The organism is Neobacillus camarae (genome assembly GCF_054950115.1).
Genome location: NZ_JBUCKX010000001.1, coordinates 445001 through 468675, shown reverse-complemented (window position 1 = coordinate 468675; position 23675 = coordinate 445001). Strand labels below are relative to the sequence as shown.

Sequence of the window (23675 nt, the reverse complement as noted above, 5' to 3'; positions counted from 1 at the left end):
TGTATCTATTTCCCGATAAACATTTGCGACCAATTTTTACCTGTTTCTTCAAACCCAACGCCAATATGAGTGAAATTTGGGCTTAGAATGTTTTTACGGTGTCCTTCACTATTCATCCATGCATTTACAACCTCTTGAGGTGTTCGCTGTCCTTGGGCGATATTTTCCCCAGCTGATTTATACGTCACCCCAAAGTCCCTCATCATGTCAAACGGAGAACCGTACGTCGGGCTTGTATGGGAAAAATAATGATTTTGCTGCATATCAACTGCTTTTTTCTGGGCCACACTGCTCAGCTGAGTATCTTCTTTAAGAGCAGGAACTCCATTTTTGCTTCTTTGCTGATTGGTTAAATCGATCACTTGTTTTGCATATTGGCTTACAGTTGCAGATGTAGCTGTATTTGTTTGTCCCTGCTGCTGTGTCGGTTGTGCCTGTTGTGGTGCTGGCTGCGCCTGTTGTGGTGCTGTCTGCGCTTGTTGTGGTGCTGGCTGCGCTTGTTGTGGCACTGGCTGCGCTTGTTGCGGTGCTGGCTGCGCCTGTTGGGACAAGTTATACTGTCTTGGATCGAGTTGGATAAACTGATATTTAGCATCCCTGATTAATACCGCTGTGGTATGAGGGTATTGGCTGCTATTTAAAGTTGTTTGATATGCGGAGATAAAATCGCCATTATCCTTTCGGTTGACACGTTTATTGTTATCATTGAAAAGGTTAGTGTCTAAATCCGGATCATTATTATTCTTATTGTTATAATCCTCAGTTAGCGGACCATTGTGGTCAATACCGTTGTCTCTTCCGTTCCGGACACCCATCAAATTTGTTCTGTTATCTCTATTAGTGTCCACACGGTTTTGGTTATCGGTGATATCATTGTTGCCATTGTTATTACAAGCAGCAAGTCCGAGTGACAGGATTGTTGTTAATACGAGGCTGTATCCTTTTTTTATCAATTTAAAAACCCCCTTTTTAAAATTTTCTTGCGTTCTTATTTTTGTTTTTTTTCGCAAAAGTATTTATGGAAATTTTCGCAAAAAAAAGCCGCTTTTCAGCGGTTTGGGCAGTTGCTTATCTATTCATATGAATCATAAATTTATATCGGTCGGCGCGGTACACAGATTCAACATATTCAACCGGAGTCCCGTCAGTTAAATATGTCACCCGTTTAATTAACATGATGGGAGCATCTTTGCTAATATGAAGGAATTTTGCTTCATTTTGGCTGGCCAAAGATGATTCGATGATTTGGGAAGCATGATCAATCTTTAAATTTAATTGGTTTTCTATATAGGCATACAAGGATTGGGTGGCAATACTTTCGGTTAGGCCCTTAATAAGTGCCGCGGGCAGGTAATTTGTTTCCATTGCCATGGGAGTGCCATCAGCTAACCGAATTCGCCTGATTTCATAAACAGTTGAAAGTACGGGTATTGAGAGTTCCCCAGCCACTTGACTGGGAGCAGCTATCGTATCGAATTGCAGCAAATGGCTGCTCGGTTCCAGTCCACGGGCTTTCATATCTTCTGTGAAACTCGTCAATCCGTGGAGGGGCTGTTCAATTTTCCGTTCAGCTACAAAGGTACCTTTTCCTTGTACCCGATAAAGGTATCCCATATTAACCAGTTCAGTAATGGCTTGTCTAACGGTCATTCTGCTTATTTGATATTTTTCCGCATATTCACGCTCTGGGGGCAGGGAATCACCAGGCTTTAGTTTCCCTCCATCAACTAGCTCTTTAATATGTTCCTGTAATTGGTAATAAAGTGGAATCGGTGAATTTTTATTAACCACCATTTTCTAGACACCTTTCTGCTGACGCTCACTTGATACAGCCGCTTGATCGGCAATGATGGTTACATTAGGATGCAATTTAAGTACCGATGCAGGGAAATCTTCCGTTACAACTCCATTTAACAAGTTCGCCAATGCTTGTTTTTTTTGTTCTCCTGAAACCAACAGAAGGATTTCTTTACTTTTCATGATCGTTGCAATCCCCATCGTGATGGCTTGGGTCGGAACTTCTTCCGCGTCCTTAAAATACCGGGCATTGGCTTTAATGGTTGAAGGCGCTAAACTGACGATGTGGGTATTGGATGAAAAAGCCGTGCCTGGTTCATTAAATCCTATATGACCGTTACCGCCGATACCAAGAATCTGTAAATCAACTCCTCCATGATCCTCGATGAGTTTCTCGTATCGGGCACATTCAGCCGCAAAATCTTTTGCATTTCCATTCGGTATATGGGTATTGGATAAATCGATATCAATATGTTTGAACAGCGCTTCATTCATGTAATAACGGTAACTATTGGGGTGGTCCCCTGTTAGGCCAATATATTCATCCAAGTTAAATGATACCACCTCTCGATAACTGGTACCGTTCCTCTGATAATCACTTGTTAGATTTTTATAGGTTCCAACCGGCGTTCCCCCAGTGGCTAGTCCAAGTCTTAATTTTGGATTATGACGAACCTTATCGATGATATATTGGGCGGCAGTGGAACTCATATGTTGATAATCCCTAACCTCCATGAGTTTCATTATTTCGTCCCCTCCTTATCAAAGGCCAATTTTCCACGGCAAAAAGTCATCGCGACATCATAATTTTGATCAAGAATCACAATATCCGCATCTTTGCCAATCGTGATGCTGCCTTTTCGGTCATATACTTTTAATTGTTTTGCCGGATTAGCCGATGCCATTTCTATTACATTCCCTAATGTACAACCGGTAAAATCCATAATATTTTTTACGGCATGTCCCAATTTCAAAATGCTGCCGGCTAAAGTACCATCCTTAAGAACAGCTTTCCCGTCCTTAACGGTCACCTCTTGTCCGCCAAGATCATACTGGCCATTTTTTAAGCATTTAGCACGCATCGAGTCGGTGATTAGGATTAAGCCGTTGCTCATTTTTTGTTTATACGCCAAATTCACCATTTCAGGGCGGACATGTATACCATCCGCTATTATTTCTGCCGTCAATTCGTCATGCAGCAGTGCTGCCCCCACTACTCCGGGTTCACGGTGATGAAGCCCTCTCATTTGATTAAACAGATGGGTGACATGGTTTGCTCCTGCGGCAACTGCATCCTTTACTTGTTCATATGTGGCATCGGTGTGGCCCAGTGAGGCAATGACTCCGTTCTCGTATAAATATTGGACCATTTCCATACCACCAGGCAGTTCAGGTGCCATCGTGACAATTTTAATCCAGCCATTAGCCATGGCCTGCCATTTTTTAAACAGTTCCAGGTCCGGATCTATGATATGATTTAGCGGCTGCGCACCAGCTCGTTTAGCGTTAACAAATGGCCCTTCCAGATGGATTCCCAGTATTTCTGCCACCCCTTGATTCCTCTGGCCACTGATATATTGTGCCGTATTTTTCAATGCATTTTCAATCAGACCTGCTTCTTGTGTAATCGTTGTGGCTAAAAAACCGGTTGTCCCCTCTTTTGGAAGCGCGGAAACCATTGTTTCTAACGCTTCTGCTGTAGCATCCATCGTGTCAGCCCCATTTACGCCGTGGATATGAACGTCAAGAAAACCCGGTACAGCATAAAAACGGTCTGGCATTTCGATTACTTCGGCATTTTGGTCGTCCTTCAGACCTTCCAATGAACCGAATTTGGTAATTTTGCCGTCAGTCAGTTGAATATAGCCGTTCTCGATGATTCCGTTTTCCGAATAAACTTGCATTCCTTTAAGCAAAATAGATTTAGTGTCCATAAGCAATCTTCCTTTCATAAGTATCTTTATTTTATCATTCTAAAGGTATAGTTGTCTATACCACATAAAAACACAAAAGGGACGGCAGGTGCTAATACACCTGCCGTTTTATTATGCGTATACTTCAGAGTCTTGATTCTGGAAGAAAGTTTTCATCGCGTGGAACACATCCGCTTTTTGCTTAAGGATATAGTAACGGAACTGTTCGTCTTTAATATTCTTGTAAGCTGACATTAAGGTCGAATGCCTATTATATTGATTTACTTCACCATAGCCAAACATATTCGATACCTTCATTAATTCCTCCACCAGTTTTACACACCGGGCATTGTCTGATGTGAGGTTATCACCGTCTGAAAAATGAAATGGATAAATGTTATACTTGCGAGGGCTATATTTATCATTGATAATCTCGAGGGCTTTTCGGTAGGCGGATGAACAAATAGTTCCCCCGCTTTCTCCTTTAGAAAAGAAATCTTCTTCAGTTACTACTTTTGCTTCGGTGTGATGGGCAATAAATTCAATCTCCACTGTTTCATATTTCGTTCTCAAGAAACGTGTCATCCAGAAAAAGAAGCTGCGTGCCATATATTTTTCCCAGATACCCATACTGCCGCTTGTATCCATCATTGCAATGACGACTGCTTTGGAATCAGGCTTTACTACCTCATTCCAAGTCTTAAATTTCAAGTCTTCCTTGTAAATTGGATGGAAAGCCGGATTTCCATTCATCGCATTCCGTTTAAAGGCCGTCATCATGGTCCGCTTTTTATCAATATTCCCCATAAGACCGTTTTTGCGGATATCATTAAATTCAATGTTTTCGACTAAATGCTCCTGTTCTTCTTTCCGCTTTAGATTTGGCAGTTCCAGCTGCTTGAATAAAGCTTCTTCAAGCTCCATTAACGAAACTTCTGCCTCAAAATAATCTTCACCCGCCTGGTCCCCGGCCCCTTGCCCCTTGCCGGGACCTTTTTGCGCGCTTGATCCATCACGTGCCACTACATCGCCGATTTGACTGTCACCCTCACCTTGGCCCACGTGTTTGTTTTTGTCATAATTATAACGTATTTTGTATTCGTCCAATGAACGGATTGGAATTTTTACCACATCTCGACCGTTTGACATGATAATGCTTTCTTCCGTGATAAGATCAGGTAAATTATTTCGAATAGCCTCTTGGACTTTCTCCTGATGCCGCTGCTGGTCATCGTGGCCTTTACGGTGGAGGGACCAATCTTCTTTCGAAATCACATATTGATGGTTATTGACAGACATGTAAACCCCTCCTTAAAAAATTTTTTAATCCATGCACACATTTGGTTTCACTTCATAGAATAACGCGAATGGGAAAAAGACCGATAATGATGGATTACTTTATCCTATGCAAGAAACACGAATTATTTACAAATTATTTTGACAATTAGTTAAATGCCTATAAAGTTGGACAAGGTAATCACGAAAAAAAAACGCCCTTTTTTTCTTTTTGGTAATTAGAAAAGAGACAAAAAAGACTGGCAGATTTCCTGCCAATCTATCTTTATCGATTTAATAAACTGCCGACGTATCTTAGTAATTCATTGGCGGATGTAGAATTATAGCCATGTTCATCAATTAACCGGGCGACCACTTCATTTATTTTCTTTAATTGCTGTTCATCCGGTGTTTTGGAGGATGTAGTAATTTTCACGACGTCCTTTAAGTCCGCAAATAATTTCTTCTGAATCGCTTCCCTTAAGCGATCATGGGAGTTATAATCAAACCGCTTTCCCTTTCTGGCAAAAGCAGAGATTCGGATGAGAATTTCCTCCCTGAAAGCCTTTTTGGCATTTTCCGATATTCCAATTTGCTCTTCAATGGAGCGCATCAGTTTTTCGTCCGGATTAATCTCTTCACCGGTCAATGGGTCACGAAGCTTGGCTTTGTTACAGTATGCTTCGACATTATCCAAATAGTTGTTCATTAAAGTTTTGGCCGATTCCTCGTAGGAGTAAACGAAGGCTTTTTGGACTTCATTTTTGGCAATGGTGTCGTACTCTTTTCGTGCCAAAGCAATATAATTCATATACCTTTCACGTTGTTCAGTTGTGATGGACGGGTGCTGGTTGAGTCCATCCATTAGCGACCTTAACACATCGAGGGCATTAATAGATGGCACTTCTTTGCGTATAATGGTTGATGAAATTCTGTTAATTACATAGCGCGGGTCAATGCCGCTCATTCCCTCATCGGGATATTCCTTTTTTAACTCCTCCACATCGGCAGAGTTGAAACCATCCACATTCTCTCCGTCATACAGCCGCATTTTCTTCACCAGATCTATGTCACCCTTTTTGGGTTCCTTCAACCGGGTAAGAATAGTAAACATGGCAGCCACTTTTAATGTGTGTGGCGCAATGTGGACATCAGAAACATCGCTTTCTCTAATCATCTTGTCATAAATTCTCTCTTCTTCGGTCACTTTAAGATTATAAGGAATTGGCATGACAATAATCCGCGAGTGCAGAGCTTCATTTTTCTTATTGGAGATAAAGGAGCGATATTCCGTTTCATTGGTATGGGCAACGATGAGTTCATCCGCTGAGATTAAGGCAAACCGGCCTGCTTTGAAATTTCCTTCTTGTGTCAATGACAACAAATGCCAAAGGAATTTCTCATCACACTTCAACATTTCCTGGAATTCCATCATTCCACGGTTTGCTTTGTTTAGCTCGCCATCAAATCGGTACGCCCTCGGGTCGGACTCCGAACCAAACTCGGCAATGGTTGAGAAATCAATGCTGCCTGTTAGATCGGCAATATCCTGCGATTTCGGATCCGACGGGCTAAACGTTCCAATCCCAGTTCGCTTATCTTCTGAGAAAAAGATTCTTTCAACCAAAACATCCTCAATCCTGCCGCCATAATCTTGCTCCAATCGCATCATATTGAGCGGCGAAAGATTCCCTTCGATTCGAATCCCATACTCATCATAAAAATCCTGTCGTAAGTGATGAGGAATTAAATGGAGCGGATCTTCATGCATTGGGCATCCTTTTATCGCAAAAACCGATCCCCTATCAGTAAGTGAATATTTCTCCAATCCTCTTTTGAGCATTGTGACAAGGGTGGATTTACCTCCGCTGACGGGACCCATAAGCAGCAAAATTCGTTTTCTGACATCAAGCCGTTTGGCTGCTGGATGAAAATATTCTTCTACCAGCCGCTCTAAGGGCTCTTCCAGACCGAATAGTTGATTACAAAAGAAGTTATATTTTTTCTTTCCATTGACTTCCTCAATCCCAGCATCCTTGATCATATTATAAACCCGAGAATGCGCAGACTGTGCTACCCATGGCCTTTCCTTCAACAATTGTAAATAATCGGCGAATGTTCCTTCCCAACGCAGTTTCTCTTCTTCTTCACGGAATCTTTCAATTTTTTTTAAAATATCCATAAGGCCCTCCCCCTGTGATTGATCAGAGACGATTAATATACTCTATGCATGGAATTGATTGAACATGCGTAAACAAGCCGGTTTTTCTTTTTTCATGCATCAGTGAATCTTGGACTTTTTCATTTTCATTTGTTAGGATATAATATTATGTATATGTACGAAAATTAGAACTTGTACAAAAAAGAGGGGGTAATACATACTATGGGACTTTTTCTAATCCTTTTAGTCATGATTGCTTTTTTAGCGGCAATTTTTACTGCAGGGTACAATGACAAACCAGGGGTAAAATAATTAGAGGCTGCCGATTTGGCAGCCTTTTCATCTTAAATCCAGTTTATTGTTTTGGACAAATTCCTTCATGTACATCCGGCTCTTTCGTTCCAACATATTGGCGATTTGCTCCGTCCAGCGATCCTTTCTGTTTCCTCCGGTTCGTTGCTGATAATAACTTGAAATAGTTTCATCATATTCTTTAAGCTGGGACCTAAAGGTTTGCAGGTCCTGCTGATATTCATCTTCATGATAAATGTGCTGGAAAGGAAGCCTTGGCTTTTGATCGGCTATGTTGGCGGGCCAGCCAACGGCAAGTCCAAACAATGGAATAACCCGATCCGGTGTTTTTAACACCTTTTTTACCTCTTCGAGATGATTCCTAATCCCGCCTATGTAACAAATCCCCAGTCCCATGGATTCTGCTGCAATTGCCGCATTTTGTGCAGCCAATGACGCATCAATAAGACTGACCATAAATTTTTCCGTGCTCTCAATTGACGGAATAACTTCCTTTTTTTCTTGTTCACCAATTAAACTGTGGCGAAAAAGATCGGCACAAAACAAAAAAAAGTGTCCGTTGTTCACAACATATTCTTGATTGCCCGCCAGCTCGGCCAATTTTATCTTTTTCTCCTTGTCCTTAATGCCAATAATCGAGTAAGCTTGAATAAAACTTGAAGTGGAAGCACTTTGAGCGGAAGTAACAATGGTTCTGATTTGATCCTCGGTTAATGGCTTGTCCTTAAAATGGCGGACGGAACGATGATTCATAATCGTTTTTAGGGTTTCATTCATGGTATTCCCTCCAAAAGTTGCGAAAAAAGGCCTATATACGCTCAGGCCCTTTTTCGATTAAAATGGAATAATTTTGTTGTCGGAGCGCCTCATAAATTAAAATTGCAGCTGTATTAGATAAGTTTAATGACCGGACATTATCATTCATCGGGATTCTTATTGCACGTTCCTTATTGTTTTCAATCAATTCCTTTGGAAGCCCCGTCGTTTCCCGGCCAAAAATAAAATAGTACTCCTTGTTCAAGTCACTATAGTCAAACGAGCTATGGGGAATTTTCCCATAATTGGTCAAATAGAAATATTCACCATTAGCATTTTTCTCAAAAAACTCATCTATAGAATCGTAATAATTAATATTAACAAACTCCCAATAATCCAAACCGGCCCGTTTCAGCATCTTATCGTCTTTTGAAAAACCCAATGGCCCGATTAAATGAAGAGTGGTATTCGTTGCTGCACATGAGCGTGCAATATTTCCCGTATTGGATGGAATTTCTGGCTGGTATAATACTACATGGTTGGACATCACTTTCACCTCGTAAAAAACCTCTAAATGCAATTATACCACTCTCAGTATTCCCATCAACTTTTGCTCCTCATCCATCAATAATCGAGTAAAATTTATATTTGATATTGGGGGTATAGGCAGAAGAATCTTCATACGCCCAGTATCTTTTCCTGCTATTATAAGTGTTGGCATTAACCAGCGGCATTCCAAAGGCATCTTTTCCTGTTACGATGGTGTTATGGTTGAACCTTCCGTCTCCCTCAAAATCGTAACAAATGACATCCCCTAATGATAACTGGTCAGGACTAGAAACTTCTTGTGCACGTAAACCCAGTTTTGATTGAGATAAATAATTTCTTAACGAGTGAGCAACTGCCCAGCTGTAGCTCCAGTTCTTTTGGATGTACCACCATCCGTTGCCTCGGTTTGGCTCGCCCCGCATAGGGGCCCCACCTGCATTAAGGCATTGCGAGATATAGTTCGTGCAATTATTTTGGAAGTATTGATAAGCCGGATTAGGTGTGTTCCACCATCGTTCCGCATATTGTACAGCCCTTAATCGATTATACTGGAAACTCAACCGAACCTCAGATTCAGCACTTTCCCTTATATTAATTTCAGGCCCATTATTTTGATAACTGGTTTGGGCTATTTCCTCATCCTCAATAAGGGTGCCCTTATAAAACTTAGCAATTCTTTCTTCTGTCTCCTCTTCCATATACAAATTTCCTCTTTGCTTAATAAGATACTGATAATGGGCCAGATACTTAACCCTTTGAAATTCCTCCTCATCTACGGATTCAATCAAATTTCCGCTCGCTTTAATTTTGACTATTTCTGCGGACCTTTTATTCAGTGACTCCAATTTTTTTTCCACTTTCATAAACGCTTCTTCATCAGAGTTCTTTGTATTTCCCACAAACTGTTCCATCCTAGTTTCAAATAGTTGTTGAAGTACGTCCCGCATCTGCATCGCCTCCTTGCTTTTATGCATATGAACAAACAAACAAAAAAAGAGCGATACTTAGTTCGCTCTTTTCTGTTCCATCTTCTCTAGGCCTTTAGCAATTTCATTTTGTATGACCGGGTCTTTTTCCCTATCTTTTATATTTAACAGCGCCGTGTATGCCGCTTCTCCGCCGATTTTCCCAAGCGCCCATACCGCAGTTCCTTTTACGGCCACGTTCGTTTCATTCTCCAGAACCTTCAATAATTCTGGTACGGCTGATTCGTCCTTGAAATGAGCCAATGCAATGATGGCATTGCGTTGAATCGGCCTTTTTCCCCGCCACGAGCCCGCAACAGTTCCGAACTGTTTCTTAAATTCGCGGTTGCTTAGCGAAAGAATGGGTCTTAACAGTGGTTTCGCCAATTCCGGGTCAGGTTCCATTTCCTCATGAAAATGAAAATTCTTACCCTTATTGTGGGGGCAAGCGGTCTGGCAGGAATCGCATCCGTAGATCCGATTGCCGATTTTGTCTCTAAACTCTTCGGGTATCATTTCCTTAGTTTGGGTTAAAAACGAGATGCAGCGCTTGGCGTTAATTTGCCCGCCTTGGACGAGAGCACCTGTCGGGCAAGCATCCAAACATTTGGTGCAGGAGCCGCACTGGTCTTCGATTGGGTCATCAGGTTCTAAAGGCAGGTTCGTAATCATTTCCCCAAGATAGACGTAAGAACCAAATTCCGGAGTAATGACTGCACAGTTTTTCCCGCTCCAGCCAATGCCAGCACGCTCGGCAACAGCCCGGTCCGAAAGTTCGCCAGTATCAACCATTGATTTAATTTTCGCATCTGGAACTTTCGATTGAATAAAAGACTCTAGTTTTTCCAATCTGTCTTTAAGGATATGATGATAGTCTAATCCCCAGGAGGCTCGACTAAAGATTCCCCGCCGCTCCCCTTTTTTGCTTTCCACCCTGTTTTTCATTTTGGATGGATAGGCCAAAGCGATGGAGATGATGGAGTTGGCTCCATCTAGTAAAACAGCCGGAGTGGCACGTTTTTCAATATCGGGTTCCTCAAATCCCGATTGAAATCCCAGTTCTTGCTGCCTGATTAATCGATTTTTCAACTCAAGGAAGGGGTCGGCGGTGGTAAAACCAATTTTATCAATGCCGATTGTTTGGCTGTAAGCAATAATTTCAGCTTTTAATTGTTTAAAATCCACTAAAAAGTACCTCCCTTCTGTTTGACATTGATTTATTGAAGTGAAAGATTGTAGTAAAATTATTAACTGACATTTAACTATGATAAACTATTTTCAAGAAAATTTGGAGGTGGAATCGTTGGAAATCCGTGTCTCAACAGAATTAACCCAGCTTATTCCTTGTTTTAAAGCAAGTGTCATTCAATATAAAAATATTACAATTGCGGATTCGCCGCAAATGCTGAAAGGAAGGCTTCAACTCTTCCAAGAGTCGATTTACTTTGATTTCGACGATAAGGCCATCACTGACTTTCCGGGCATTCAAGAATGGCGGGCTGTTTTTAAAATGACTGGCAAGGACCCAAACCGCTATCGCCATTCCGCAGAGGCGCTGTACCGAAGGATACAAAAACAAAATTACTTGCCATCCGTCCAAAGTGCCATCGATTTAAACAATTTTTTCTCTCTGCAATATCAAGTACCTATCGGAATCTATGATGCGGATTTACTTAAAGGGGATGTGGAGATTCGGATCGGGGCAACAGGGGAAGAATACATAGGGCTGAATGGCAGAAGCAATTCACTGGATCATCTGATTGTTTTAGCGGATGAGTTTGGTCCGTTTGGCAGTCCGTATGTGGATTCTGAAAAAACCTCTGTTAGTTTAAAGACCAAGAATGCTTTACAGGTCATTTTTTTACGGCCATCCATCCATTTGGAAGATGCGGTTAAGCTGACTGAATCGTTAATGAATATGTTTGTGCAAATTCATGGAGGCAATGCTTCCTATCATATTACGGGTGCCGTTAACAGAAATTAAAAAAATAAATAACGCAATGCATCGTTCTTATGAAACCGACACACTGCGTTCGTCACTATGTATGGAGCGGGTGATGGGAATCGAACCCACAACAACAGCTTGGAAGGCTGTGGTTTTACCACTAAACTACACCCGCATTTTTGAGTATCATTTCTGAAATGACTATTACATTCTACATGGATTCGATTGTTCAGTCAAGCAACATTTGCAAGTTTTGTCGAAAAATATTAGTGCTAATAAATACACCGATCTAGGTTCTGTCATTAATGGAGCACTTCATGAGGACAGAATTTTGGATCTTCTTAAGTTTTTGTCCTCATGATGGCTTCATGAGGACAAAACTTTTGATTTTTTTCGAGTTTTTGTCCTCATGACGGCTAAAAGAGGACCTTGCACTTTCTACCTGCCATTTTTATTATACCCGTCCCTAGCTCTGTATTGCTGAGGGGCGCGGGTAGGGTATCGCAACGGAAAACTAAACATATGGACAAGGGATGTAAACGGAATCATCGCAAATAAAATAAATGATACAATCACATGAACTTTAAAAAGGAGAGGCACTCCAATCATTAAATCCGCCAACGGGTGAAAAGTGAAAAGACTTCTGAACCATGGACCAATCGCCAACCGGTATTCAAAGGCCCCCACTGTCGTATTGTAGATTAGTGTCATGTATGTTCCTAACCCGGCAGCCAGTAACAGCCAGATAATTGTAAAGTACCCTCCTGCCGTTGTATGGGCCTTGACTCTTGGATGAGCAAACTTTCTAAATAACAAAACAACCAAACCGATGACCACCATCAGCCCGGCTAGCCCGCCTCCAGCAATGGCGAAGATATGATAGGTTTCATCATTGACTCCAAGAGCATTATAAACCTCTATTGGAATTAACACACCCATGATATGTCCAATAAAGGCGAAAATAATCCCGTAATGAAACAGCATTGATCCCACCCGCAGCCATTTCTTCTCGAATATTTCGGTCGAGGGTGCCGTCCAGCTTTTTCCCCGAAAGACAAATCGATAAAACGTGGCCACCACCAGGATGGTCCCGCACATATAGGGAAATATCGTCCACCAAAACAAGACTTCCACAATCATCCCTCCTGTTTACCCGTACATCAACGGGTAAGGAAGCTCGTTTAAATCAGCTTCCTCTCTTGAGTTTTCCAGATTGGCTATTTCGTCAGGCTTTAACTCTTCAAAGGCAAACATCTGTAATAATTGAACCGCTCGTTTATAAGGGTTCCTATCCTCAAGATGCGTTAATACACGGCTAATGGCATAGGCCACCCGCTTTGCTAGTTTCAAAAATTTTTCTTCTTCAGGGCCAACTGCCAATAATTCTAAGAGCATTGGAATATAATCAGCCAATTCCTTGCCATCGAAATCGAAGCCCGCTTCCATTATGAGTTTTTGCATTTGAATCAGGGCCGCACCGCGTTTTTTACTGTCCCCCAATTCATGTGCGGTTAAATATAGGTTGGTTTTATCCCGGTAATCAAAGCTTTCCACATATAATTCTTGGAGTTCTTCTAACTTCAGCTCAAATAGCGGCCGAATTCTGCTTAGGATTTCATCACGAACTGATTCTTCACTAATCTTTTCACAAAGCCATTCTTCCACTTCAGATTGGCCTTGGTAAAAGGCCTGGTCAGGATAGTCTAATATATTCGCCATTAATAACAGAATCGCTTTCTTCTCGGTCATAAGCCCTCGCTTCTTTCGAAAGGATATGTCACCATTCCTTCTGGCGGTGCCAGTTCTTCAATGCTGCATGCCCCTCGTTTATAATCCAAATCATCATTCATCTCACGCCGGCCAGTCGGGATCACAAATCGTTCATTATACTTGGCGACGGCAAGCAGCCTGGCCATCTCTTCCAGTTCCTCCGGGGTGGTATCAGCTTCTTTTAAGAGTTTACTCTCAGCTGAGAAATCAATTCCGCCTACGGTTTTGGATCGCATATGCACCCGCATGGCGGCCATTTTTAGCAGAACCCTGCGAATGACGGAGACATCGTCAGCTGTTAACAAGGATGCCAGATACTCCATCGGGATTCTCATTTGGTCAACAGCCGGTATATACCCTTCGGCGTTAAGCTCTTGCTCATTGGTAATATGATTCATAATCGGGCTTAGCGGTGGAACATACCAAACCATTGGCAAGGTCCGGTACTCTGGATGAAGCGGCAGCGCAATTTTCCATTTCATCGCCAGTTTATAAACCGGTGACTGTTGGGCACTTTCAATCCAGCTATGGTTAATTCCCTGTTTTTCTGCCTCGGCAATCACTTCCGGATCAAACGGGTCTAAGAAGACAGAAAGCTGGGATTCATATAATTCCTTCGGATCCTCTACCGAGGCCGCTGCTTTGACCTTGTCAGCATCGTATAAAACAACGCCTATATAGCGAATCCGGCCAACGCACGTTTCTGAGCAAATCGTTGGCAGGCCTGCCTCGGTACGAGGGTAACAGAAATTGCACTTTTCCGCTTTATGTGTGTTCCAATTGTAATACACCTTATGGTAGGGACAGCCGTTCATACAGAAGCGCCATCCCCGGCATGAATCCTGGTCTACTAGGACAATTCCGTCTTCATCCCGCTTATATAAAGCTCCCGATGGACATGAAGCAACGCATGATGGGTTCAGGCAATGTTCGCAAATCCGCGGCAAATACATCATAAACGTCTTTTCGTATTCCATCGCTATATGCTCTTGCAGCTTCTGGACATTCGGATCAAGCGGAACGGTTTCACTGCCTCCTGCCAAATCATCATCCCAGTTCGGTCCCCATTCAGGTTTATCGATAAAGTCTCCCGTGATGGTCGAACGGGGGCGGGCAACCGGAATGCTGTCGCCTTTTTTCCTATTGTGGAGGTGTTGGAAATCATATGTCCATGGCTCATAAAACTCATTCATATCAGCCATATTCGGATTGTAGAAAATACTCGCTAACTTCGTTACCGGCCCTCCTGCACGCAGGTGGAGTTTTCCCCCCCGGAGCGTCCATCCGCCTTTGAAACGGTCGGTGTTTTCCCATTGTTTTGGGTACCCTGTACCTGGGCGGGTTTCAACATTATTAAACCAGACATATTCCATGCCTGGACGGTTTGTCCAGACATTTTTACATGTAACCGAGCAAGTGTGGCAGCCGATGCATTTATCCAAATGCATGACCATGGCAACCTGTGCTTTAATCCTCACGCCAATCGACCTCCTTCAACGGACGGATAATCGCCATTGTGTCCCGCTGGCTGCCCGTGGGCCCATAATAGTTAAATCCGTAGCTAAGCTGGGAGTAGCCGCCAATCATATGGGTCGATTTCGGAACAATCCTCGTGACGCTGTTATGGGTACCGCCCCGGACATTATTTATGGTATTAGCCGGAACGCCCATCGTACGGTCTTGAGCATGGTACATGTAAACTGAACCACGCGGCATTCGATAGGTGAGAACGGCCCGTGCCACAACAGCCCCATTACGGTTATAAACCTCTATCCAATCATTATCCTTAATTCCAATCTCGGCGGCATCCTGCTCATTCATCCAGACTACCTGCCAGCCACGGAACAACTGCACCATATTAGTAGAATCCGTAAACATCGTATGGATTCCCCACTTTTGATGCGGGGTCATATACCGAAGACTGATTGATTTCCCGCTATTCTCGATTTCCTTCTCGCCTTTCATAAAAGATCCTTTGGTGATCGGAGGAATATACAATGGAAGGCCTTCACCATAATCCAGCATTACTTCGTGATCGAGATAAAAACTTTGTCTGCCCGTCAGTGTGCGCCAAGGAATATGGTATTCCTTGTTAACCGTGAACGGGGAATAACGCCGGTTATCCTTCTCCATACCGCTCCAAACAGGAGAGGAGATGGCTTGGCGCGGCTGGATGGTTAAGGCATCAAGTGTATAATCCTCTTCCTCACGATTTGCCGCAATTTCCGCCAGTTTCTTGCCGGTAATTCCTTCAAGAGACTTCCATCCCTCTACAGCCCGCTTGCCATTGCTCGCCCCCGACATCAGCAGGATGGCATTTATGGCCTGTTTATCGGAATAAAGATCCGGGTAACCTTTTCCAATTCCCTCGTTTTTAGACTTGCCGAGCCTGTCCAATAATTCCTGGTAGACCTTGCCCGAATATTGAACGGCCTTTGTTCCATAACCGTTTTTAATATTCGGCCCAACCGTAGTCCACATCTCATATACATGCGGGTAATCCCGTTTGACGATATTAAAGTTTGGCATCGTTTTACCAGGGATTCCTTCCACTTCGCCTTTTCTCCAGTCCTTGACCTTGCCCATCGGCTGAGCGATTTGATTGATGGTATCATGGGCCAACGGTGACATGACCAAATCCTCATGGGCCTGCAAATGTTCCTTGGCAAGTTCCGAAAAAGTGCGGGCAATTTCCCTGAAGGCATCCCAGTCACTTCTGGTATCCCATGGCGGGCTGATGGCCGCATTAAACGGATGGATAAATGGGTGCAGGTCGGTACTGCTGATATCATGCTTTTCATACCAGGTGGCTGCCGGCAGAATGATATCCGAAAACAATCCGGAACTGGTCATCCTGAAATCCATACTGACAAATAAATCCGTTTTTCCTTCTGGAGGTTTCTCCGAAAGCTTAATAGATTCTGGCTGCCAGGAGCTATCTGTTTCCGCGAATAAAGCATCAGATGAACCGATTAAATGTTTCACAAAATATTCATGGCCCTTACCGCTGTCACCAAGTAAATTCGATCGCCAATTAAAAAACACACGCGGGAAATTCCGGGGGTCATTAGGGTTTTCAATCGCAAATTCTAGCTTCCCTTCTGTCAACTGTTTGGCGATATCCTTCACCAATTCCTTATCGTCTCTATTCCGCGTCCTAGCTTCCCTCATGACCTCCAGAGAATTCTGTGAAAGTTGCGGAAAGCTTGGCAGCCATCCCAAACGGGCTGACATGGCATTAAAATCTGCCGGGTGCATGGAAGAATATTTGCTGTCCCAATCTGTCTTCTCTTCCCGTTTTTCGTATTCATACCGGAATTGCTCGGTGGCAAAATAAAAGAATGATGTTCCATTCATGAACCGTGGTGACTTGACCCAGTCATTGGCAAAAGCAATTTGTGAGAATCCCTCCAAAGGACGGACCTTTTCCTGTCCAACATAATGAGCCCATCCCCCGCCATTCACACCTTGGGAACCGGTCAGCAAAATCAGATTCAAGATCGCTCGATAAATTTGATCACTATGAAACCAGTGATTGGTTCCCCCACCCATGGCAATCATGGATTTCCCTTTGGTCAGAGCGGCGTTCTCTGCAAACTCCCTAGCCACTTGAATGACGTGTTCTTTTTTCACCCCAGTAATGCTTTCCTGCCAAGCAGGGGTATATGGCCTAGACTCGTCATTATAGTCAATTGGGTAATCTCCCGGCAATCCCCGGTTCACCCCGGCATGCGCAAGGAACAGGTCGAAAACTGTTGTGATAATTAATTCATTTCCGGATTTATCCTTGACCTTTTTAATCGGGACCCCCCGCTTGACGGTACCGCCATCTTTCTCGCCAAAGTAAGGAAATTCCACCAACGCCGTTTCGTCTAAATCTTTGACAAACGACATCTTCGGTTGAATATTTTCTAAGTCAAGGTTCCACTTTTGGCTCTTATCCCAGCGATATCCCTCGCTGCCGTTAGGAATCGCAAAGTTATTTGCGGCTTCATCCCAGACCACTGTTTTCCAGTCGCCCAACTCATGGCTGTCTGACAAATCGGAAGCCCGTAAGAATCGGTCGGACCGATAACCGCCATTTTGCTGTTTTTGCAGAAGAATCAAAAACGGTAAATCTGTATATTGTTTCGCATATTCTTGAAAGTACGGGGTCTCTTTATCTACATAAAATTCTTTTAAAATCACATGTGTCATAGCCATCGCCAGGGCCCCGTCTGTTCCTGCCTTAGCCGGAAGCCAGATGTCGGCAAATTTATCGTATTCCGCGTAATCGGGACTTACCCCGACTACTTTCGTTCCGTTGTATCGTGCCTCCACCATAAAATGGGCATCAGGTGTCCGGGTCTGCGGAATGTTCGTCCCCCAAATAATAAAATACTTGGAATTATACCAATCGCCGCTTTCCGGAACATCCGTCTGGTCGCCCCATACCTGCGGAGAAGCAGGCGGCAGGTCGGCATACCAATCGTAAAAGCTTAGTATGGTACCACCTATCAAGGATAAAAACCTTGCCCCGCCAGCGTAGCTGACCATGGACATGGCCGGTATCGGACTAAATCCGACAATTCGGTCGGGTCCATATTTTTTTATAGTATAAATGGTGGAAGCTGCAATCATTTGACAAACATCAGCCCACGTTCCGCGGACAAAGCCACCTTTCCCCCTGGCCTTGACATATCGCTCCCGTTTTTCCGGGTTCGTCACAATATTTTCCCATGCCTGAACAGGATTCTCCCCTTTCTCAAGCTCTTCTTTCCATACACTATAGAGATCGCCCCGGACATATGGGTATTTCACCCGTGTGGGACTATATGTATACCATGAAAAACTAGCTCCACGAGGGCATCCTCTCGGTTCATATTCAGGAAAGTCATCCCCGGTTGATGGATAATCCGTTTGCTGCGTTTCCCAAGTAATAATCCCGTCTTTTACATGGATGCGCCAGCTGCAGGACCCGGTACAATTGACACCATGTGTGGAACGGACAATCTTATCGAATCCCCAGCGATTGCGATAAATGGACTCCCAATCCCGCGGGCGCGGATTTTCTTCCGTCCAGCCATCATTAATCCTTTCGCCACGGGTTAAATGCTTAAGTGAATGCAGCAATTTATTCTTTCTTTTCTCCATCTCTGCGTTTCCATCCTTTCACATGTTCACTTATTGGATTAAAATCTTCGCCTATTAAACGAAATGAATGGTCACTGGCTTGGAGTTCTTCATTAAAAACTTCCCAACTTGCCGCATTGGCCGCTGCTAAAATTAACCGTTGAAGGGTGTGAAAATCACTTACTTCATATATACGCTCGATTACTTCCGCATTCATAGGTCCAAATCTCATATGCAGCACCGCCATTAAATCTTCACGGTCATCAACCAATAAGGCATCCCTTTCAAAAGAAAACAACGTGTACAGCTCCTTTTATAGTTTGATCATTTTGTAATAGTCGGCAATTAATTGGGTTTTGCATTGCTCGGCTGTCTGTTTAAGAAAGACAATTACCTGTTCATCAGGATTTCTTGCTTGTTCGAAAGTGATGTGCATCGTTGCGGACTGGGCAAAGTTGGTTGAATACCTGATGATTACTTCATAACCTTCTTCTTCTTCCATTAACGTTCCATGAAAATCAAAAGGGTGAATATGATAGGATGAGAAGATTTCGGCCATTTTCTCATAGAGACCGGGAGCAGCAAATCGCATCAATCTCGTTTTTTCCATTTTTATTTTCCTTTCCCATTAATTACTAAGATTTATGATGCTTCATGTCCAAGAAGATTATTCATTTCATCATCATTATGTATAGAATCAATAATCAATAGGGAATCCATATAAGAAAGCATGTACTGGTCAATTTCACCCTTGGCAAGGGAATCTTTCAATTGATGGACGATTCTCCTCATCATATCATGATCCCTTGTCAATTGAGTCACTACGTTTTGCAGTTCTGGGCTTTCCTCTGCCATTTCCTTATATAATCCTTCTTCTTCTGCCTCCGCGTGCTTGAGTGTTCGGGATTCCCAATGTTCAATAGTGATTTCCGCAACTTGAACCGCCTTTTCCTTTTCCCCCTCCATTAAATATTTTTGAAACATATTCCTTAAATCCCTAGCCTCATTTAATGCCGCATCATGTATTGAGGAGTGGGCATCCTGTCTCCGTAAGCTTGGTCCTGACATGCAAACACATCCTTTTCATCTTTTACGGCATTATCGATTATTGCCGCACTTATACTAGAAAGTTTTTCCAACTAATCACATCCTAAACCAAAAAAAGGAGCCGAGGTAAATCCCTCAACTCCGTTTTTCTGTAATATCGCTGAAGAGTCCCAAATAATATTTGACCTCGCCGGCATCATTTCTGACCTCGCTGATGGTAAGCCATTCCAAGTAAGTATCGCCATTCTTTCGTTTATTCCAAATTTCCCCTTGCCAATACCCCTCATTTTTAATGGCTTCCCACATTTGATCGTAAAACTTCCGATCATGTTTTCCTGACTGTAAAATATTCGGATTCTTTCCTTGCACCTCTTCGGCCTCAAATCCAGTGACCTTTGTGAAAGCATGGTTTACTTTTTCGATGATTCCTCTCGTGTTGGTGACCATCATACTCTGGCCGATATTTTCCATGATTTTAGTTTCTAAACTCAATCTGTCAATGTAATACATCCATACCACTATCACGAAGCTTGCCAAAGCAAACATCGCTAAGGACATGAACCCGATTGCAAAATGCCCGGTCATGTTAAATACAGTTGAAAGGACAAGTGGAGGGAAGAAGCCGCCAAGACCGCCCATTGCCGACACAATCCCGTTGGCAATACCTGCTTGTTTTGAAAAATAGTAGGGGACCAGTTTAAAAATCGTCCCGTTCCCAATTCCGGCACAAAAGGCAACCGTTAAACAGCCAATCGAGTACAAGGTAATATTGGGAGAAAAGGATAGCAATACACCTGATAAAGTCAGTCCGCCAAATACAAAAAACAAAATGAAAAAGGGATTAAACTTATCACCAAGCCACCCGCCAATCGGCCGCATTATGGTAGCCAATGTAATAAATCCTGCCGTCCGCAGTCCGGCATCCACCGAAGTGAGTTTAAAATTCGAGACTAAAAAGTTTGGCAGATAAACGGTGAAAGCCACAAACGAACCAAATGTAATAAAATAGAACAAGCTTAAAAACCATAATTTTTCATTCTTATACACGCTTTTTATTTGTTCATTAAGTGGTTTATGTACCCTGGGTTCCTTTCGGTCACCGAGCAAGAAGTTTAACAATGCGAACAGGATAACAGGAATCAGAAATAACCGTACAGTCGTGGACCACCCAAAGTGATTGGCCAATATTGGGGCTGAAAAGGAAGTAACGGCGGTTCCGATATTTCCCGCACCATATATTCCGTTCACAAACCCGTGCCGTTCCTTTGGATAGTATTTTGGTATGGAGGTTACACCGATAGAAAATACCGCTCCCCCTATGCCAAGAACCAGCCCGCCAATAATTAAATCCATCATCGAGTCTGCAATGCTAATATAAAAGACCGGGAAAATCAGAATTACAAAACTGATAAAAAAAATCGTTCGAGCCCCAAATCTATTCGTCCAAAATCCCAAAAAGATTCGCAACAGTGAACCCAAGATGACTGGGACTGCCGTCACCAAAGCGATTTGATTGGCGGTTAAGGAGATGTCCTTTTTGATAAAAGGCATTAAGGATGAAATGATAACCCAAACCATAAAACCAACCACAAGGCTTAAAGTCTGCAGCGGTAATTGGAGGCGTTGAGTGCGCATTGATGCTATTCTCCTTTCCATTTATCTAGAAGCAATAACTTTTATTTCAATAATTTGCACTCATCATGGAGAATTATTCTTTAACAATCGATATATTGCTCCAATCCGTTCTGACCGGAACATTAATTTTGATAACAAAAAAAAGACAATGCCTGATTATTTCAGACATTGTCTTTAAATAAATATATACCGGTGGTCGGGGTCGAACCGACACTCCAGAAGGAACACGATTTTGAGTCGTGCGCGTCTGCCAATTCCGCCACACCGGCATTTTATGGAGGCGGCAACCGGATTCGAACCGGTGGTAAAGGTTTTGCAGACCTCTGCCTTACCACTTGGCTATGCCGCCATAAATGGAGCGGAAGACGGGATTCGAACCCGCGACCCCCACCTTGGCAAGGTGATGTTCTACCACTGAACTACTTCCGCATATTGGCTGGGCTAGCAGGATTTGAACCTACGAATGACGGAGTCAAAGTCCGTTGCCTTACCGCTTGGCTATAGCCCAATATTAAAACTTTTTTATTAACGTTTCTTAAGATATTATGGGGCGGCTGATGGGAATCGAACCCACGAATGTCGGAACCACAATCCGATGCGTTAACCACTTCGCCACAGCCGCCATAATAGAATGGCAGGGGTAGTAGGAATTGAACCCACACCAAAGGTTTTGGAGACCTTCGTTCTACCTTTAAACTATACCCCTATAAAATGGTGGAGGGGGACGGATTCGAACCGCCGAACCCTGAGGGAGCGGATTTACAGTCCGCCGCGTTTAGCCACTTCGCTACCCCTCCACATATATATTCAGTTTGCCAGCAACAAGTGCCGACGAGAGGAATCGAACCCCCAACCTACTGATTACGATTCAGTTGCTCTACCTATTGAGCTACATCGGCATAGCATAAACAAATGGTGGCTCAGGACGGAATCGAACCGCCGACACAAGGATTTTCAGTCCTTTGCTCTACCGACTGAGCTACTGAGCCAACTAATGGCGGTCTGGACGGGACTCGAACCCGCGACCTCCTGCGTGACAGGCAGGCATTCTAACCAACTGAACTACCAGACCGAATTGCGGGGGCAGGATTTGAACCTGCGACCTTCGGGTTATGAGCCCGACGAGCTACCGGACTGCTCCACCCCGCGATAATAAAAAGTAATTTTGTTTTGTCCATGCTCTTAGCTAGGACTATCCCCATCTCAGATAGCTTATTCAAGCAGCAACATGATGGTGAAATGATTAAATGGTGGAGGATGACGGGATCGAACCGCCGACCCTCTGCTTGTAAGGCAGATGCTCTCCCAGCTGAGCTAATCCTCCAAAATGGTGACCCCTACGGGATTCGAACCCGTGTTACCGCCGTGAAAGGGCGGTGTCTTAACCGCTTGACCAAGGGGCCAGATTTATTAATGGAGGAGAGCAAGGGATTTGAACCCTTGATACGCGATTAGCGTATACACGATTTCCAATCGTGCTCCTTCGGCCACTCGGACAGCTCTCCATTTTAATGGCTCCGCAGGTAGGACTCGAACCTACGACCGATCGGTTAACAGCCGATAGCTCTACCACTGAGCTACTGCGGAATAATGAAACAGCCTGGCAACGTCCTACTCTCACAGGGACTTTCGTCCCAACTACCATTGGCGCTGAGAAGCTTAACTTCCGTGTTCGGTATGGGAACGGGTGTGACCTTCTCGCTATCGCCACCAGACTATTTTTTTATTAGACACTATTTTATTATAATGTCTTTTTCATATTTTGCAAGAGGAATTTTATATTTTTTTCATTCCCTCAAAACTGGATAATCAGAAGAATCTTTTGTAAATGAGTTCGCATTTTCTAATATGTCTTGGTTAAGTCCTCGATCAATTAGTATCAGTCAGCTCCACACGTCACCGTGCTTCCACCCCTGACCTATCAACCTGATCATCTTTCAGGGATCTTACTAGCTTGACGCTATGGGAAATCTCATCTTGAGGGGGGCTTCATGCTTAGATGCTTTCAGCACTTATCCCGTCCGCACATAGCTACCCAGCGATGCCTTTGGCAAGACAACTGGTACACCAGCGGTGCGTCCATCCCGGTCCTCTCGTACTAAGGACAGCTCCTCTCAAATTTCCTGCGCCCACGACGGATAGGGACCGAACTGTCTCACGACGTTCTGAACCCAGCTCGCGTACCGCTTTAATGGGCGAACAGCCCAACCCTTGGGACCGACTACAGCCCCAGGATGCGATGAGCCGACATCGAGGTGCCAAACCTCCCCGTCGATGTGGACTCTTGGGGGAGATAAGCCTGTTATCCCCAGGGTAGCTTTTATCCGTTGAGCGATGGCCCTTCCATGCGGAACCACCGGATCACTAAGCCCGACTTTCGTCCCTGCTCGACTTGTAGGTCTCGCAGTCAAGCTCCCTTGTGCCTTTACACTCTGCGA

General features: G+C 43.7%; 19 protein-coding genes, 16 tRNA genes and 2 rRNA genes (1 of these 37 cut by a window edge). 1 reads left to right on the top strand and 36 read right to left on the bottom strand.

The window, feature by feature from the left end; all coding sequences use genetic code 11:
- Positions 1–5: 5 nt before the first annotated feature.
- From ACY8D0_RS02205 to queG, 10 genes are all read right to left on the bottom strand, one after another.
- Entirely contained in the window at positions 6–953 is a 948-nt protein-coding gene (locus ACY8D0_RS02205; RefSeq protein ID WP_462408855.1) for a CAP domain-containing protein, read from the bottom strand.
- A 115-nt stretch (positions 954–1068) separates the two neighbouring features.
- Positions 1069–1791 (bottom strand): phosphonate metabolism transcriptional regulator PhnF, encoded by a 723-nt coding sequence (gene phnF, locus ACY8D0_RS02200; RefSeq protein ID WP_462409928.1) that lies wholly within the window; start codon positions 1789–1791, stop codon positions 1069–1071.
- 6 nt (positions 1792–1797) lie between these two features.
- Entirely contained in the window at positions 1798–2541 is a 744-nt protein-coding gene (nagB, locus tag ACY8D0_RS02195; protein ID WP_462408854.1) for a glucosamine-6-phosphate deaminase, read from the bottom strand.
- Positions 2541–3731: an N-acetylglucosamine-6-phosphate deacetylase gene (nagA, locus tag ACY8D0_RS02190; RefSeq protein ID WP_462408853.1), complete on the bottom strand. Its 1191-nt coding sequence runs from the start codon at positions 3729–3731 to the stop codon at positions 2541–2543. Before nagA ends, nagB begins: the two co-directional genes overlap by 1 nt.
- A 111-nt stretch (positions 3732–3842) precedes the next feature.
- Positions 3843–5009 (bottom strand): sporulation protein YhbH, encoded by a 1167-nt coding sequence (yhbH, locus tag ACY8D0_RS02185; protein WP_462408852.1) that lies wholly within the window; start codon positions 5007–5009, stop codon positions 3843–3845.
- A 262-nt stretch (positions 5010–5271) separates the two neighbouring features.
- On the bottom strand, positions 5272–7167 hold the full coding sequence (locus tag ACY8D0_RS02180; RefSeq protein ID WP_462408851.1) for a PrkA family serine protein kinase: 1896 nt from the start codon (positions 7165–7167) through the stop codon (positions 5272–5274).
- Positions 7168–7485: 318 nt separating this feature from the next.
- Positions 7486–8235, bottom strand: a complete 750-nt coding sequence (gene nfsA / locus ACY8D0_RS02175; RefSeq protein ID WP_462408850.1) for an oxygen-insensitive NADPH nitroreductase — start codon at positions 8233–8235, stop codon at positions 7486–7488.
- Between the two features lie 31 nt (positions 8236–8266).
- On the bottom strand, positions 8267–8761 hold the full coding sequence (gene trmL / locus ACY8D0_RS02170) for a tRNA (uridine(34)/cytosine(34)/5-carboxymethylaminomethyluridine(34)-2'-O)-methyltransferase TrmL (protein ID WP_462408849.1): 495 nt from the start codon (positions 8759–8761) through the stop codon (positions 8267–8269).
- A gap of 70 nt (positions 8762–8831) precedes the next feature.
- Positions 8832–9710: an amidase domain-containing protein gene (locus ACY8D0_RS02165; protein ID WP_462408848.1), complete on the bottom strand. Its 879-nt coding sequence runs from the start codon at positions 9708–9710 to the stop codon at positions 8832–8834.
- 57 nt (positions 9711–9767) lie between these two features.
- Positions 9768–10913, bottom strand: a complete 1146-nt coding sequence (queG, locus tag ACY8D0_RS02160; RefSeq protein WP_462408847.1) for a tRNA epoxyqueuosine(34) reductase QueG — start codon at positions 10911–10913, stop codon at positions 9768–9770.
- A gap of 118 nt (positions 10914–11031) precedes the next feature.
- On the opposite strand from queG, the gene ACY8D0_RS02155 reads away from it, so the two are divergent.
- The gene (locus ACY8D0_RS02155) at positions 11032–11712 is read left to right on the top strand and encodes a B3/B4 domain-containing protein (RefSeq protein ID WP_462408846.1); all 681 of its coding nucleotides are present in this window, start codon (positions 11032–11034) and stop codon (positions 11710–11712) included.
- Positions 11713–11774: 62 nt separating this feature from the next.
- Here the strand turns inward: ACY8D0_RS02155 and ACY8D0_RS02150 are convergent.
- The 26 genes from ACY8D0_RS02150 to ACY8D0_RS02025 all read right to left on the bottom strand — a co-directional run.
- A tRNA-Gly gene (locus ACY8D0_RS02150) sits at positions 11775–11848 on the bottom strand.
- Positions 11849–12111: 263 nt separating this feature from the next.
- Positions 12112–12807, bottom strand: a complete 696-nt coding sequence (gene narI / locus ACY8D0_RS02145) for a respiratory nitrate reductase subunit gamma (RefSeq protein ID WP_462408845.1) — start codon at positions 12805–12807, stop codon at positions 12112–12114.
- Positions 12808–12822: 15 nt separating this feature from the next.
- Positions 12823–13422 carry a nitrate reductase molybdenum cofactor assembly chaperone gene (narJ, locus tag ACY8D0_RS02140; protein ID WP_462408844.1) on the bottom strand — a complete coding sequence of 200 codons (600 nt, stop codon included), beginning with the start codon at positions 13420–13422 and terminating at the stop codon, positions 12823–12825.
- Entirely contained in the window at positions 13419–14921 is a 1503-nt protein-coding gene (gene narH, locus ACY8D0_RS02135; RefSeq protein WP_462408843.1) for a nitrate reductase subunit beta, read from the bottom strand. Before narH ends, narJ begins: the two co-directional genes overlap by 4 nt.
- Complete coding sequence (locus tag ACY8D0_RS02130) at positions 14911–18576, bottom strand: nitrate reductase subunit alpha (protein ID WP_462408842.1); 3666 nt, start codon at positions 18574–18576, stop codon at positions 14911–14913. Before ACY8D0_RS02130 ends, narH begins: the two co-directional genes overlap by 11 nt.
- Positions 18557–18853: a hypothetical protein gene (locus tag ACY8D0_RS02125; RefSeq protein ID WP_462408841.1), complete on the bottom strand. Its 297-nt coding sequence runs from the start codon at positions 18851–18853 to the stop codon at positions 18557–18559. Before ACY8D0_RS02125 ends, ACY8D0_RS02130 begins: the two co-directional genes overlap by 20 nt.
- Before the next feature lie 15 nt (positions 18854–18868).
- Positions 18869–19165: a hypothetical protein gene (locus ACY8D0_RS02120; protein ID WP_462408840.1), complete on the bottom strand. Its 297-nt coding sequence runs from the start codon at positions 19163–19165 to the stop codon at positions 18869–18871.
- Positions 19166–19197: 32 nt separating this feature from the next.
- The gene (locus ACY8D0_RS02115; protein ID WP_462408839.1) at positions 19198–19623 is read right to left on the bottom strand and encodes a hemerythrin domain-containing protein; all 426 of its coding nucleotides are present in this window, start codon (positions 19621–19623) and stop codon (positions 19198–19200) included.
- Between the two features lie 114 nt (positions 19624–19737).
- The gene (locus ACY8D0_RS02110) at positions 19738–21237 is read right to left on the bottom strand and encodes a nitrate/nitrite transporter (protein WP_462408838.1); all 1500 of its coding nucleotides are present in this window, start codon (positions 21235–21237) and stop codon (positions 19738–19740) included.
- A 187-nt stretch (positions 21238–21424) separates the two neighbouring features.
- A tRNA-Leu gene (locus tag ACY8D0_RS02105) sits at positions 21425–21506 on the bottom strand.
- A gap of 6 nt (positions 21507–21512) precedes the next feature.
- A tRNA-Cys gene (locus ACY8D0_RS02100) sits at positions 21513–21586 on the bottom strand.
- A gap of 5 nt (positions 21587–21591) precedes the next feature.
- A tRNA-Gly gene (locus ACY8D0_RS02095) sits at positions 21592–21666 on the bottom strand.
- Positions 21667–21670: 4 nt separating this feature from the next.
- A tRNA-Gln gene (locus ACY8D0_RS02090) sits at positions 21671–21745 on the bottom strand.
- Between the two features lie 38 nt (positions 21746–21783).
- Positions 21784–21859, bottom strand: a tRNA-His gene (locus ACY8D0_RS02085).
- Positions 21860–21869: 10 nt separating this feature from the next.
- Positions 21870–21943: transfer RNA gene (locus ACY8D0_RS02080), tRNA-Trp, on the bottom strand.
- Between the two features lie 6 nt (positions 21944–21949).
- Positions 21950–22034, bottom strand: a tRNA-Tyr gene (locus tag ACY8D0_RS02075).
- A gap of 29 nt (positions 22035–22063) precedes the next feature.
- Positions 22064–22136 (bottom strand) — tRNA-Thr (locus ACY8D0_RS02070).
- A 14-nt stretch (positions 22137–22150) separates the two neighbouring features.
- A tRNA-Phe gene (locus ACY8D0_RS02065) sits at positions 22151–22226 on the bottom strand.
- Between the two features lie 6 nt (positions 22227–22232).
- Positions 22233–22309, bottom strand: a tRNA-Asp gene (locus ACY8D0_RS02060).
- 3 nt (positions 22310–22312) lie between these two features.
- Positions 22313–22386 (bottom strand) — tRNA-Met (locus ACY8D0_RS02055).
- A 99-nt stretch (positions 22387–22485) separates the two neighbouring features.
- Positions 22486–22561: transfer RNA gene (locus tag ACY8D0_RS02050), tRNA-Val, on the bottom strand.
- A 4-nt stretch (positions 22562–22565) separates the two neighbouring features.
- A tRNA-Glu gene (locus ACY8D0_RS02045) sits at positions 22566–22640 on the bottom strand.
- An 11-nt stretch (positions 22641–22651) separates the two neighbouring features.
- A tRNA-Ser gene (locus ACY8D0_RS02040) sits at positions 22652–22742 on the bottom strand.
- A 7-nt stretch (positions 22743–22749) separates the two neighbouring features.
- Positions 22750–22824 (bottom strand) — tRNA-Asn (locus tag ACY8D0_RS02035).
- An 11-nt stretch (positions 22825–22835) separates the two neighbouring features.
- Positions 22836–22952 (bottom strand): 5S ribosomal RNA (gene rrf / locus ACY8D0_RS02030).
- Between the two features lie 138 nt (positions 22953–23090).
- Positions 23091–23675, bottom strand: a 23S ribosomal RNA gene (locus ACY8D0_RS02025); it runs 2360 nt beyond the window's last position.